This window comes from Nocardioides gilvus, from assembly GCF_003194605.1.
In the GTDB taxonomy this organism is placed as follows: Bacteria; Actinomycetota; Actinomycetes; order Propionibacteriales; family Nocardioidaceae; genus Nocardioides; species Nocardioides gilvus.
In genome coordinates this window covers 206,757-220,491 of the sequence record NZ_QHKY01000006.1, presented here as the reverse complement: position 1 = coordinate 220,491, position 13,735 = coordinate 206,757, and the positions used below count along the sequence as shown (strand labels likewise).

General features: G+C 68.3%; 13 protein-coding genes. 1 reads left to right on the top strand and 12 read right to left on the bottom strand.

From position 1 onward, the window contains the following. Window positions 1-40 precede the first annotated feature (40 nt). From DNK52_RS15130 to DNK52_RS15115, 4 genes are read right to left on the bottom strand one after another with little or no spacing between them, the layout of a single operon-like run. On the bottom strand, window positions 41-700 hold the full coding sequence (locus DNK52_RS15130) for an isochorismatase family protein (protein ID WP_110241866.1): 660 nt from the start codon (window positions 698-700) through the stop codon (window positions 41-43). A gap of 17 nt (window positions 701-717) precedes the next feature. Next, on the bottom strand, window positions 718-1,458 hold the full coding sequence (locus DNK52_RS15125; RefSeq protein ID WP_110241865.1) for a maleate cis-trans isomerase family protein: 741 nt from the start codon (window positions 1,456-1,458) through the stop codon (window positions 718-720). Window positions 1,459-1,469: 11 nt separating this feature from the next. Next, entirely contained in the window at window positions 1,470-3,626 is a 2,157-nt protein-coding gene (locus tag DNK52_RS15120) for an FAD-dependent monooxygenase (RefSeq protein ID WP_110241864.1), read from the bottom strand. Further along, window positions 3,627-5,375, bottom strand: a complete 1,749-nt coding sequence (locus tag DNK52_RS15115; protein ID WP_162598801.1) for a carbon-nitrogen hydrolase family protein — start codon at window positions 5,373-5,375, stop codon at window positions 3,627-3,629. A gap of 158 nt (window positions 5,376-5,533) precedes the next feature. Here DNK52_RS15115 and DNK52_RS15110 point away from each other — a divergent pair, with 158 nt between their 5' ends. Further along, window positions 5,534-6,298: an IclR family transcriptional regulator gene (locus tag DNK52_RS15110; protein WP_110241862.1), complete on the top strand. Its 765-nt coding sequence runs from the start codon at window positions 5,534-5,536 to the stop codon at window positions 6,296-6,298. A 34-nt stretch (window positions 6,299-6,332) separates the two neighbouring features. On the opposite strand, the gene DNK52_RS15105 is transcribed toward DNK52_RS15110, so the two are convergent. The 8 genes from DNK52_RS15105 to DNK52_RS15070 all read right to left on the bottom strand — a co-directional run bounded on the left by DNK52_RS15105 (window position 6,333) and on the right by DNK52_RS15070 (window position 13,731). Then, window positions 6,333-7,358: an ABC transporter permease gene (locus tag DNK52_RS15105; RefSeq protein WP_110241861.1), complete on the bottom strand. Its 1,026-nt coding sequence runs from the start codon at window positions 7,356-7,358 to the stop codon at window positions 6,333-6,335. Beyond that, entirely contained in the window at window positions 7,358-8,287 is a 930-nt protein-coding gene (locus tag DNK52_RS15100; protein WP_110241860.1) for an ABC transporter permease, read from the bottom strand. Before DNK52_RS15100 ends, DNK52_RS15105 begins: the two co-directional genes overlap by 1 nt. A 6-nt stretch (window positions 8,288-8,293) precedes the next feature. Beyond that, entirely contained in the window at window positions 8,294-8,590 is a 297-nt protein-coding gene (locus DNK52_RS15095) for a hypothetical protein (RefSeq protein WP_110241859.1), read from the bottom strand. A gap of 9 nt (window positions 8,591-8,599) precedes the next feature. Continuing rightward, entirely contained in the window at window positions 8,600-9,679 is a 1,080-nt protein-coding gene (locus tag DNK52_RS15090; RefSeq protein WP_110241858.1) for an ABC transporter ATP-binding protein, read from the bottom strand. Then, window positions 9,676-10,722 (bottom strand): ABC transporter ATP-binding protein, encoded by a 1,047-nt coding sequence (locus tag DNK52_RS15085; protein WP_110241857.1) that lies wholly within the window; start codon window positions 10,720-10,722, stop codon window positions 9,676-9,678. Before DNK52_RS15085 ends, DNK52_RS15090 begins: the two co-directional genes overlap by 4 nt. Then, entirely contained in the window at window positions 10,722-11,807 is a 1,086-nt protein-coding gene (locus DNK52_RS15080) for a class I SAM-dependent methyltransferase (protein WP_110241856.1), read from the bottom strand. Before DNK52_RS15080 ends, DNK52_RS15085 begins: the two co-directional genes overlap by 1 nt. Window positions 11,808-11,841: 34 nt before the next feature. Further along, window positions 11,842-13,359 (bottom strand): ABC transporter substrate-binding protein, encoded by a 1,518-nt coding sequence (locus tag DNK52_RS15075; RefSeq protein ID WP_110241855.1) that lies wholly within the window; start codon window positions 13,357-13,359, stop codon window positions 11,842-11,844. A 66-nt stretch (window positions 13,360-13,425) separates the two neighbouring features. After that, window positions 13,426-13,731: a hypothetical protein gene (locus tag DNK52_RS15070; protein WP_110241854.1), complete on the bottom strand. Its 306-nt coding sequence runs from the start codon at window positions 13,729-13,731 to the stop codon at window positions 13,426-13,428. Window positions 13,732-13,735: the final 4 nt, after the last annotated feature.

Here is a 13,735-nt window from a genome sequence, read left to right as displayed (position 1 = left end):
GGTCTCCCGACCCCTTCTGCTGGGAAGTCTCGGACCGAGCCTACTCATCGGACGACAGGGACCCCAGGTACGTGCGGATCTCGTCGAGCGAACGCACCTCCCCGCACTTCGCGGCGATGTCGCGCAGGTTCGACTCGTGGGGCTCGCGGTGGCGGTCGCCCACCGCCTCACGGACGACGACCGGCACGAATCCGTGCTGGAGTGCGTCCAGAGCGGTCGCCCGGATGCACCCGCTCGTGGAGAGCCCGGCGATCAGCAACGTGTCGACGCGTCGTGCCGTCAACGACGCCGCGAACGACGTGCCCGCGAAGGCGCTCGGGTAGTGCTTGGTCACCACGGTCTCGCCCGGGCGCGGTGCGAACCCGTCGATCCAGTCGCCCAACGGGTTGCCTTCGACGAAGCACCTCAGGGCCGGGACCTTCTGGAAGAAGAGACCGCCCAGCAGACCTGCGTCGTCCTCGTAGAGCACCCGGGTCAGGTAGACCGGGATACCGGCAGCTGCGGCGGCCTCGCGCAGCTCGAGCATCGCGGCGACCGACTCCTCGACGCCGGCGTAGAGCGGCGAGCTCGGCTCGACGTAGGCGACGGCGGGATCCACGATCACCAGCGCCGGCGACACACCGGGCTCGAGGCGACCGCCGAACCCTGCGCTCGCGTAGTCCTCCGCGAGCGTCGCGCCGCGCAGGGGACGACCAGACATGTCGTTCAAGGCAGCCCTCAGTGCTTCTCGAGGAGCGAGCCGTAGCCCGCGATCTTGTCCTCGATGCCGTTGACCCGGAAGGCGTGCCACATCGTTGCCAGGTTGATCGCGATGACCGGCTTGCCCAACTCCTTCTCGAGCTCGGCGGCCACGGCGATGCACTCCAGGTTGGTCCCGCACTGGATCAGCGCGTCCACGTCGGGTCCGTCGACCGAGAGGAACGCGTCGCGCAGCTTCTCCGGGGACTCGTCCGCGATCGAGGTGGCGGACTCGGAGCAGAGGCCGGTGATGGCCGCCACGTCGAAGCCGAGCTCGGTGAAGTAGTCGACGACCTGCTCGTCGCCCACCGGCTGGTAGGGGGTGACGATGCCGATCCGCTTGGCGCCGAAGGCCTTGAGGGCCTCCCCGGCAGCGGTGGCGCCGGTGGTCACCTCGAGCCCGGTCTGCTCGCGCACGTTCTGCTCGAACGCAGCGTTGCCCTGCACGCCGCCCCAGAAGGTCTCGGCGCTCATGCCCATCACGATGTAGTCGGGCTTGGCGGTCATCACGATCTCCAGGGCGGACGGCAGCGCCTCGTTGAGTCCTTCGCGGAAGGCGGCGAAGGCATTGGCCGAGTCCAGCGCCGGAGCCTTGATCATGATCCGGGCGGTGTGCCAGGAGCAGTCCTGCGGTCGGAGGTGGTGGAACTCGCGCTCGACCGAGGTGTTGGTCGACGGCAGGACCAAGGCGAACTTCTTGCCCTTGTTCAAGGTGATCATCTCGGGACTCCTCAGCGGTTCGTGTCGGTGGCGGCGAGCGCGGATGCGCGCGCCAACTGGTCGTTCTGGCCCATCACGTCGGTGAACGCGGCCCAGTCCTCGGTGCCCTTGCCGGACTCGCCGGTGGTGCGCAGGCGGTGGTAGACGGCCGCGATCGCCTCAGCGGCGGCCAGGACGGCGGAGACCGGCTGGATCAGCAGGCCGACACCGGCTTCGTACGCGATCGGCAACGCCGGGAGGTCGGAGTGGTCACCGGCCTCGGAGAGGTTGACCATGAGTGGTCGACGCGCAGCGCCCTGACCCACGGCATTGCGCAGGGCGGTGAGCTGCTCACGGCTGGTCACACCTTCCGCGAAGACCAGATCGGCGCCAGCCGCGCCGTAGGCAGCGGCCCGCTCGAGGACGGCGTCGAAGCCGTCCACGCCCAGCGCGTCGGTCCGGGCGATGACCAGGATCGAGTTGCGCTCGGCGACGGCGATCTTGATCTTCGCGACCATCTCCTCGGTCTCGACCAAGGCCTTGCCAGCCAGGTGACCGCAGCGTTTCGGCGCGAGCTGGTCCTCGAACTGGACCGCAGCAGCACCGGCCCCCTCGAGACGACGTACGGCCTCACCGGTCTGGAGCACTCCCCCGTAGCCGGTGTCGCCGTCGACGATGAGCGGGAGGTCGGTCACCGCGGCGATCCGACGCACCTGCTCGGCCATCTCGGCAAGCCCGATGTAACCGAGGTCAGGCTGCCCCAGTGCCGCAGCGGAGACTGCCGCGCCCGAGACGTACGCGGCCTTGAAGCCCGAGCGCTCGACGAGCGCGGCACTGATGCCGTCGTAGGCGCCCGCAGCCGTGACCGGGCCCTGACTCAGCAACGCGGAGAGGCGCTCGCCGGCGGACGGGGTGTGCGCCCGGCCCGCGTACAGCTCGCGCTTGAGGCGACCCAGCGTGATCCGCAGCGACGTGAGCATGGCTGCTCCACGCTGGTGCTCGCGCTTGTCGAACTCGTCCTTGTCCATCTCCGAGAGCTCGTTGGCCCGGGCCGCGCGAGCCGAGTCGTCGTCCTCGCGCATGGAGTCGTAGTTGGACTGGGCGCGGGCCTGGACGTGGTTGAGGGCGACGTCGCGACGCAGCTCGCTGTAGAGGCGCCCCGCGTGACCCGGGTCAACCCCGTCGACGAGCGAGGCATGGATGACCTCGGTGGCGGCCCAGGCATCGTGGATGCCCGAGTTCATGCCCATCCCGCCGAGCGGGTTGTTGACGTGGGCCGAGTCCCCCGCGAGCAGCACCTGACCGACCGCGAAGGTGGCGGCGGCGCGCATGTTGACCGCGTACACGTTGCGGTGCACGACCTCGTACGGCTCGGGCTGGGCCGCGACGCGCTGGAGTCGGCGCTCCATCGCCTCAGGGCTCATGGCCTCCGCGTCGGACTCACCGTCGCGGACCGGGAAGAGCGCGCGCCAGTGGTTCGGCGTGCGCAGCAACACGCTCCACTCCTCGGGATCGGAGATGTAGGAGACGTAGGCCAGGTCCGGGAAGTCGTCGCGGAACTCGTGCGTCGTCGAGATGACCAGGAACCGGTCGTCGTAGGTCGCCCCCTCGAAGGCGATGCCGAGCGACTTGCGGGTGGGCGAGGCGGCCCCGTCGGCACCGATCATCCACCGGGCGAGGACCGGTCTGTCCCGGTCCCCTCCCTCGAGGTGGATCCGGACGTGACGGTCCGCGAGCTCCACCCGGGCGACCGGGGAGGAGAACCTGAGCGTCACGTTCGGCATCGTCTCCAGGACCCGGAGGATGATCGCCGTGAGGTTGTTCTGCTCACTCTGCAAGCGGTAGGGGTACTTCGTCTCCCCCGCGAGCAACGACATGTCCATCTCGCTCAGGACCTTGCCGAAGCCGTCGCGATACTGGTACTTCGGGGCCTTGAGGCCGACAGCGTGGAGGTCGTCACAGACCCCCAGCTCGTCGAGCATCTCCAGCGACGAGGGATGGAAGGTCGAGGCCCGAGCCTCGTCGGAGAGCCCTGCTCCCGCCTCGAAGAGGATGACGTCATGGCCCAGGCGCGCCAGACGCAGCGCCGCCACCATGCCGACCGGTCCCATGCCGGAGATGGCCACGGTGTGCATGTCGGCCAGGGGCGGGTTGTCCCGCAGCTTGAGCTGGGTGAGCAGGTCAGTCATTCAGATTTCTCCCTGGGAGCGGACGAGAGGTCCGTAGAGGTTCGGCTGCCGCGTCCCGACAGGGTCGAGGTGGAAGCCCATCATCTTGTTGTGCGACTCGCGCAGGTCGAGGGTCTGGATCAACTGTTCCTCGAACCCGTGGCGGGTCCACTGGGCCGACGGGTAGCGCATCAACGCGACGGGCTGCCCGGGGATGAACGGGTCCGAACGGACGATCTGACTGCCGATCGCAGCGGGGCTGTCGAGCCGGTTGACGGAGACCAGATGCACCCGGTTCTCCTCGGTCCGCTCAGTGGCAGCGCAGTCGGCCGCCTCGGCACGGTCCCAGTTGGCGGGGTGGGCGATCAGCTCCGCGCCACGCAGCGTCAGCAGACGGCTGACCTCGGGGAGCCAGACCTCGTTGCCGATCATCATTGCGATGCGACCGATCGCGGTCTCGGCCACGCCGATCTCGTCGCCCGCCACTGCCCAGCCCTGCTCCTCGGTGTCGAGGTGGGTCTTGCGGTAGGAGTGGACGACCTGACCCGCGTCGTCGATCAGGTGGGCGGTGGAGTGGTACCCCAGGTCCGACTTCTCGACGAGGTTCACCACCACCCAGAGACCGTGCTCGGCGGCAGCAGCCCTGACCCGGCCCAACGCCTCTTCCGAGACCTCGGCAGCCTTGGCGGGGTCGGCCGCGACCTCACCGGGGCGGAAGCAGAAGAGCTCGGGGAAGACACCCAACCGGGCGCCCTGCACGGCCGCGTGGGCGATCTGCCCCTCGGCCCGGGTGATGGTCCACGCGGTGTTGTGGAACCACGACACCTGCAGGGTCGCCACGGTCAGGGGCTTGGAGGGCACGTCGTCACCGACTGGACCCAGCATGGAGGCGACCGGAAGGTCGGCGTGCGGTGTCATCAGGTCGCCGTACAGGTCGGGGCGGCGCCAGCCGAAGACGTCGGTGAAGCCGGGGACGTTCTTGTCGTCCGCGTGGGCGACCTCGATGTCGGCCCAGACCATGCCTTCGTGCTCCTCACCCGCACCCGCGAGGACCTCGCCGCGCGGGGCCACGATCTGGGAGCCACCCATCCAGGGCCACCCGTCGGCGAATCCGCCCACGGTGTTGGAGGAGATGTGCCAGACGTGGTTCTCCAGCGTGCGCAGCGGGACGTGCACACGGACCTCGTCGGGGCCACGGGAGTTGAGGGAGTTGCAGAAGATCTGGGCGCCGAGCAGACCGAGCACACGCGGCACGTCCGGGACGATGCCGTCGGCACACATCAGCAGACCGATCCGACCGAGCTCGGTGTCGACGACCTCGAGCTGCTTCGTGCCGGCGGTGAAGAGGGTGTACTCGTAGTCCCAGAAGACGGTCTTGTGGTGCACGTGGATGATCGTGCCGTCAGGACCGATGAGGACCGAGGCGATGCGTACGACCGGCTTGGGGTCCTCGCTGAGGTCGACGCCGACGACGGCATGGACGCCGTGCTCACGGCAGGCCTCGCGGACCCTGGTCACGAAGGGGCCGTCGATCCGCTCGCACTTCTCCCAGGCGTCGTCGCGATCGGCGTAGTCACGTACCCGGTTGCTGTTCTCGGGGAAGACCACCAACTGCACACCTGCCTCCGCGGCCACCCTGAGGTAGTCGGCGACGAGCTCCGCGTTGGCGGCCACGTCAGTGCCGGAGAAGAACTGGGCGGTGCCCACGCGGACCGAGGTCGACGTCCTGTTCTCGCTGGAACCCAGCAGAGTGGCAGTCTGGATTTTCATAATGTGGATAATTCCTTCCATATTGTGGATATAGATTACCAAGAACGACAGCGTCAGCAAGCCCTGCCTCCATATGGCGGTGCTTCTTCGCAGTTCATTCCCACCATGCGAAAATCAAGTGGTCGGAGATCCGTCCCACCAGCAGAACTGAGGAGCCAGTGCCTTCATCCGAGAACGCCCCCCGGGTCAGCGGGGCCAGCAGCAGTCGCAAACTGCTCAACACGCTCCTGCTCTTCACCGAGGAGCAGCCCACCTGGTCGGTCGCCGAACTCGCCGCCGAGCTCGGCCTCTCGACCACCTCGACCTACCGGTACGTGGGCCTGCTGCGCGAGGTCGGCCTGCTCGACAGCGCTCCCCACAACACCTACCGCGTGACCGATCTCGTCTTCGGCCTCTCCCGGGCGTGTGAGGCCGCCCAGGCCCCACTCGCCGAGGTCGCACTGCCGGAGATGACCAGGCTGCGCGACGAGATCGGGGAGACGGTGCTGATCGCTCGCCGAGGAGGGACGTCCGCGTACTGCGTCGACCGGGTGGAGTCCCAACGCCCGGTACGCCTGCAGTTCGACCGCGGTCAGGCGATGGATCTGCACGCCGGCTCCCTCTCCAGGATTCTGCTCTCGGCGATGCCGATCGCCGAGCGCCGTCGGTACGTGGACAGCATCAGCCCTGGACTGAGCCCTGAACGTCTCCAACTCCTCACTCCCGCCGCCCTGGACGTGACCCGTGCTGAGGGTTGGACCCAGAGCTTCGAGGAGGTCGACGAGGGCATCTGGGGCTGTGCCGCCGCGATCCGTGTCGGGGACAGCGTGGTGGCTGCCATCGGGACCGCTGCCCCCGTCTTCCGCACCGACGACGCGCTTCGTGCCACGATCATCGAGAAGGTCCGGACCGTCGGACAGCGGATCTCCGCGGCCCTCAGTTGAGTCGGCCCGGTCCGGTGCGCACGACATCGTCGACTCAGACGAGTTCGGGGTTCTTCGGCGCCAGCGACGAGGACGGGTTGAAGGCGTCGCGCAGGGCGTCGCCGATCATGTTGAAGGCAAGCACGATCAGCAGCAGTGCCGTGCCCGGGAAGAGCACCGCCCACCAGGACAGTCGCAGCGCGACCTGACCGTCGGAGAGCATCGAACCCAACGAGAAGCCGGGGGCCTGGACACCGAGGCCCAGCAGGGACAGACCCGACTCAGCCAGGATGAGCACGCCAGCGCTCGTCGACCAGAGCACCACGACCGGTGCCAGGACGCTCGGCGCGACGTGCTTGACCATGATCCGTCCCGTGCCCGCGCCCAGGGTACGAGCAGCGGTCACGAAGTCGGCCCGCTTGACCTGGGCGACCGAGTTGGCGATGGTGCGCGCGTAGGTGGTCCAGCCCCACACCGAGAGGATCACCAGCACCGGGCCGAGGCCCGGCCCCAGGGCCGCGGTCAGCGCGATGCCGACGGCGACGAACGGGACGGCGAACTGGATGTCGGCCAGGCGCATCAGCACCTTGCCCAAGGTGTCCTCGTACCACCCGGCAAGGATCCCCAGCGTCAGACCGAGCAGAGCAGAGACCGTGGCGGCGACGATGCCCACGAGCAACGAGAGACGTAGCCCGTGCAGGACGCGGCTCAGCACGTCGCGGCCCAGGGAGTCAGCACCCAACAGGTACCCGCTCTCTCCCCCCAACCAGACCGGTGCCTCGTTGGTCGCGGCCAGGGTCTGCACCACCGGGTCGTGGGGTGCGATCAAGGGGGCGAACACCGCAGCCAGTACCAGCAGGCCGAGCAGCACGAATCCGACGCGACCCGAGGGATTGCCCCACGCCTTGCGCAGGATCTCGCGGAGACGCCCAGGTGCCTTGCGCGGGATCGCTTCCCCGGCGTTCTGCGGCTCGATCCCGGCCACGGTGGGGACGGACCCCCACGGATCGCCCTCGGTCACGACGGACGGCATGTGTGCCTTGCCCGCCTCAGCGGGAGGCTGGTTGTGGTCGTTGTTCATCAGGACACCTTCGTTCGCAGACGGGGGTCGAGGACCCTGACGATCGTGTCCATGACGATGTTGACCAGGGTGATCAGGACGGCAATGACGATCACCGCGGCCTGGACGATCGGGAAGTCACGCTGGTTCACCGCTCGCACGAGGAGTTGGCCCAGACCCGGGTAGTTGAGCATCGACTCGAGGATCAGGAGTGAGCCGATCATGAACGAGAAGAGGATGCCCAGGTAGGCGATGAGCGGAGGCAGCGCGAGCGGCACCGCGTGCTGGAACAGCACGGTGCGAGCGGGCAACCCCTTCGACTTGGCCATCGTGACCGGGCCCTGGCTCAGGGAGTCGATCAACTGTCCCCGGGTCAGCCGCGACAGCGTCGCGAACCCTTGGATCGTCAGCACAGCGATCGGGATCACCAGTGCCACTCCCCCGTCGCCGCCCGTGGCGGGAAGGACACCCATCTGGATTGCCAGGACCAGCACGAGCACCAGGGCGATGAGGAAGTAGGGGATGCCGTCCAGGACAAAGGCGGCGCCCATCAGGAAGCGGCCCCGTACGTCCGCCTGGTGCAGCGCGGCGTAGGTGCCGATGACACCGGCCAGTGCAGCCGCCAGGACCAGCGCGGGAACGACCAGCGACAGGCTCGGGACCAGGCGGTCCATCACCAACGGGCGGACCTCGGAACCGAGCGCGTACGAAGAACCCCAGTCCAGGGTGAACGTGTTGACCAGGGTCTCCCAGAACTGCACGAGCAGCGGCCGATCCAGGCCCAGCCGCTGACGGGTCGCCTCGATGACCGCGTCGCTCGCCTCGGGCGGCGACATGAGCACGGCCGGGTCACCGGTGGCGCGGGTCAGGAAGAACATGAGCGTGGTGACACCGACCAGCACGATCAGCAGCAGCACGGCCTTCCAGAACAGGAAGCGGAGGATGTTCATCAACGTCTACCCACCGTCCGGAACGACTGCGCCCGGGGCGGAGTCCTGGACGCTGGCCGCCAGACGGGACACGAGGAGCTTGCGCTCCCGGTCGAGTCTGGCCGCGGTCTCGGGGGCGAAGGCGGCCAGCTCGATCGACGCGTCGTCCAAGAGCCCCTTGTCCACGAGGAGCGACTCGACCAGGATCAGTCGATCACGGGTGACGGAGAGCTCGGACGTGACCTCGAGCAGCATCCGGTAGAGGGTGTCGACGTCGATGGCGCTGTCGAGATACCGGGGGTGGTCCTGTGCATGGCCGGGCATGGGTTCCTCCTAACGGGCCGCGAGGGCCGGGACGACGGGAAGGGGCGGAGGGACGGTGACGACGCGCTCGTCGGCCAGAGCCAGCGTGAGCTCACCCGGGAAGTGGCAGGCGAAGGAGCGGGGCTGCCCCGACACCACGTCGGCGACCTCCGTCAGCTCCGGGCGTTCTCTCGCACACTGCGGGCGGGCGATGGGACAGCGCTGGTGGAACGAACAACCCGGCGGCGGGTTGGCCGGGGACGGGAGTTCGCCCTCGGGGATGATCTGGTGCTCGGGCGTCAGCTCCATCGACGCCAGGGACGCCGTGTAGGGGTGCTGGGGTCGAGCGAAGACGTCCTCGGCGGCCCCCAGCTCGACGATGCGCCCCAGGTACATGACCGCGATCCGGTGGCTGATGCGACGGACCAGAGCCAGGTCGTGGGTGATGAAGAGGTAGGCCAGGCCACGTTCGGCCTGGATGTCCTCGAGCAGGTTGACGATCTGGGCCTGCACCGAGACGTCGAGTGAGGCGGTCGGCTCGTCGGCCACGATCAGGGACGGATCAAGCATCAGGGCCCGCGCGATACCCACACGCTGGCGCTGACCCCCGGAGAGCTCGTGCGGGTAGCGCTGGGCGTACGCAGCATCCAGACCGATGACGTCGAGGATCTCCTCGACCTTCCGCTTGCGCTCGGCCGGGGTGCCGACCCTGTGCACGTCCAGCGGCTCGCGCAGGATCTCTCCCAGGCGCATGTAGCCGTTGAGCGAAGTGCTCGGGTTCTGGAAGACCATCGACGAGCGACGGCGCAGTATCCGGCGCAGCTTGCGACCCTTGACCCGCGAGACGTCCGCGCCCTCGAAGGTGATCCTCCCCGAGGTCGGGGTGTAGAGGCGCAGCGCTGCCCGCCCCACGGTGGTCTTGCCGCTGCCGGACTCGCCGACGAGGCCCAGGGTCTCACCCCGGGCGATCTTCAAGGAGACCCCGTTGACGGCGTGGACCTTGAGACCGCCCTTGCCGTGGAACGTCTGGACGACCTCGTCCAGCTCCAGGACCACGTCGGTCGGGTCGACCGCTGTCTTGCCCGTGCGGATGATCGGGGGCGTGCTCATCGGACCTCCTCGCTCACGCTCTGGTCGGCCTGCACACGCAGACAGGCGGTGCGGTGTCGACTGGGCTCGTCCACCAGGACCAGCTCGGGACGGGTCTCGAGGCACCTCGCGGTGGTGAACTCGCACCGCTCGGCGAAGGAACAACCCGGCGGAAGCGCGTCGAGCGCCGGAGGACGACCCTCGATGGTGAGCATCCGCTCGCCCCTGTTGTGCTTGGGCGCGGTTGCCAGCAGCGCCCACGTGTAGGGGTGCTGCGGGTTCGCCATCACCTGAGCGGTGGGCCCCTCCTCGACGACCCGGCCGGCGTACATGACGACCAGACGGTCGGCCAGGCCGGCGATCACGTCCAGGTCGTGCGTGGCGATGACGATCGTCAGGCCCATCTCACGGTTGAGCTCACGCAAGAGCTCGAGGATCTGGGCCTGGGTGGAGACGTCGAGCGCGGTGGTCGGCTCGTCACACACCAGCAGCGTCGGCCTGGCGACCAGCGCCATCGCGATCAGCACCCGCTGCAGCTGACCGCCCGACATCTCGTGCGGGTAGGCCTTGAGTCGGCTCTTCGGGTCAGGGATGTGCACCCGCTTCATCGTCTCGACGGCGAGTTCGCGCGCCTGCGCCTTGCTCAGCGCCGGGTCGGACGCACGCGCGGACTCGATGAGCTGCGAGCCGACGGACTTCATCGGGTGCAGCGAGGACCACGGGTCCTGCAGGATGATGCGGGCCTCCTTGCTCCGGAACAGCCGCAACTCCTCCTTGCTCATGGCCGCGACGTCACGATCACCCGCCATGATGCGACCACCGACCTCGGCTCCCCACGGCAGCAGCCGCATCAGGGAGAGGGCCGCGGTCGACTTGCCCGAGCCGGACTCACCGGCCAGGGCCACCACCGACCCGGCAGGCACCTTGAAGGAGACGCCGTGCAGGATCTGCAGGTCTCCGCTGGCGCGCGGCAGAGTGACCGTCACGTCCTCCAGCGAGACAGCTGGCGGCACGCGGTGGGCGACGCGGCCGGGGCTGGGGGTGGGGGTGAGAGTGCTGGCCATCAGGCCTCCTCAGGCTTGCGGGCGGTTGTGCCCATCGGGTGACCGCCCGGCAGGAGTTCGTAACGCTCGACGTCGACGAAGCCGGCCTCACGCGCGATCTGGGCGATGTCGGTGGTCGCCGCCAGGCGCCACCACGGCTCGTTGCCGTGCTCGGCGTCCCAGTCGTCGTTCCAGGCGTCGTAGCCGGACCTGCCCGCGTACGCACCGACGTCGCCGAAGTGGACGTGACCACCCGGCTCGAGGAGGCGGAAGGCCTCGTCGAAGACCGACCGGATGGCGTGGGGCGGCATCTCGTGGAGCAGGATGTAGGAGGTGACCAGGTCGGCCGAGCCGTCCGCCAACCCCGTCTTCTCGGCGGCCGCGCGACGGAAGGCGATGTCCAGTCCGGCATCCTCACTGCGCCTCTTCGCGTAGTTCAGCTCGGACTGCGAGAGGTCGAGCGCGGTGATCCTGGCGTCCGGGTACGCCTCGGCCAGCTTCAGCGTGTACTGACCGGTGCCGCAACCCAGGTCGACGATTGACCGGTAGGCCTGCGCCGGGGCTCGGTCGGCGAACGCGCGGCGCAGCGCGAAGATGTCGCCACCGCCTCCGTAGATCTTGGTCAGGAGGTAGTGGTACACCATCTCGTGGTGCACGAACCCCATGTGCTCGTGACCGTCCCAACCTCCCTCGGTCGCGTGGAACTCGTACGACCAGTAGCGCGGGACCTCGCCGCCGGTGAAGTCCTCCACCGGCGACGAGGGGACGGCGAGGGTCTCGAGGCGCTCACGGCTGCGGTCGAAGGCCTGCACCCCGCGGGCGGTCGAGATCTCACGGCTCCAGCGCAGCGTGGCTGCCTGGAACCGGTGGGCTGCGGAGGCCTCGACCAGCGGGTCGACCGCCTCACGTACGGAGACGATGTCAGAGGTGTCTACGGTGTCTCGGTCGAGGACACCGCTCTCCTCGATCCGACGGCGCACCTGGCTGCGCAGGGCGCTGGTCATGCCGGTCCGCAGAGCCACGACGAACTCGAGTTCGGCGCGACCTCGCTGGTCGATGCGCTGCCCGGGAGTGCGGGTGTCGCTCTGGGCGGAGACCGTGCTCATGGCGTGCCTTTCGGATCGAGGAGAGAGACGCGCGTCAGTTCTTGGCGGCGTCGTCGAGCAGGAGCATCAGGCCGGAGTCGAACGAGAGTCCGGAGACCTCGTCGGCGTGGGCGTTGACGCTCGGGCGGCCGTACGTCCACAGCACCAGGTCCTGGTCCGCCACGTACTTGCTGACCTCGGTGATGGCGTCGGCACGCTTGTCCGCGTCCATCTCGGTGCGCTGTGCGGAGTACAGCTCATCGAACCTGGCGTCCTTGACCATGGCGTTGTCGCCGCGGGCCAACTGGGACAGCGAACGGTCGGCGTCGAAGTAGCCCATGTCGGAGACGCCCTTGTAGAAGACGTCCGCGTCGGAGCCGTTGCGCAGGCCCTCGAGCCACACCGAGATCTCCAGTGCATCCACGGTGGGCTCGAAACCGGCCTCCGCGAGCTGCGCGGCGACGGCCTCGAGCAGCGGCTTGTACAGCGACGGGCCGGCGACCTTGATCTTGGCGCCCTCGACACCAGCGGCCTTGACGGCTGCCTTCGCGGCGTCGAGGTCGAAGGCGGGGCGGGTGATGTCGGAGGAGTACCCGAAGATGCCCTCGATCGGGAGCTGGCCGTCCTCGAGCAGACCCTTGCCGTAGGTGAGGGCCTCGATGAGTGCCTCGGCGTCGACAGCCTGGTTGGCCGCCTCACGCGCGGCCTCGTCGGCGAACACGCCCTTCGTGGAGTTGAAGGTGATCATGTTCTGGTTCCCCGCGTAGCCCGACTCCACGACGAAGTCGGAGTTGCCCTCGAGGGTCTTCAGCGCGGTCGGGGGAAGCTCGTGCGCGACCTCGACCTGCCCAGACTCGAAGGCGGTGGCCAGGGCGTTGCCGTCAGCGAAGTACTGGACCTCGACGGTCTTGGTCCTGGCCTTCTCGTCCCAGAACTCGTCGTACGCCTCGAGGGTGACCTTCTGGTCACCGTCGATGGCCTTCACCGTGTAGGGGCCCGTGCCGACAGGGGCCTTCGAGAAGCCCTCAGGACCGAGGTCGGAGTAGATCGCCTTCGGGACGATGGAAATCTGCCCGATCGACTTCAGGACGAGCGGGTCGGGCTCAGCGGTGGTGATGCGTACGGTCTTCTCGTCGATGGCCTCGACGCCGGTGATCGAGAAGATCAGGGTGGAGGCGAGGGACTGCAACTTCTTGGGCTCGGTGAACGAGTACACGACGTCCTCAGCGGTGACCTCGGAGCCGTCGTGGAAGGTCACACCCTCACGCAGGGTGAAGTCCCAGGTCGTGTCGTCGACCGCGGTCCACTCGGTGGCGAGACGAGGCTCGACCTTGCCCTCGGAGTCCACACGGACGAGACCGTCGAAGACGTTGTGCTGGACCGTCTTGTACTGCATGGCCATCGGGTCGATCTGGCCGAGCGAGATGGTGGTCCCGACGACAAGCTTGTCGGTGTCGGACGAACCGGAGTCCGAGTCGCCACCGCACGCGGTCAGCAGGGAGGCACTCAGGGTGACGGCGACGGCGGCGGCCGCGAGCCGGAAACGACGCGAACTCTTCGGGGTGGGGGTCATGGTGTGTCCTCGGGTTGTCAGTGCAGGTCAGTGGGGGTTGTGGTGCACACGTACTGGTGGTGCTGATCAGGGATGGACCGTGCCGAGCTCGCGTTCCAGCCTCTGGTCGTTGGGGAGGACGGCTCCGAAGATGCGGGCCGCCAGGGCGCTGCGTTCCGCGGCAATGTGAGCTGCGGTCTCGGCGTCGGGCTGGTAGGAGTCGATCGACTCGACGGTCACCACCCCGGCCTCTGCAAGCAGTTTCTCGAGCACCATGTTGCGGTCCTTGAGGATCCAGAGCTCTGAGGTGAGTTCGGTGATCATCCGAGCCAGATCATCGAGCCGGTCGGAGCCGAGGTAGTGGGGGCGGTTCGGGACGTCTCCACCGGTCATGGGA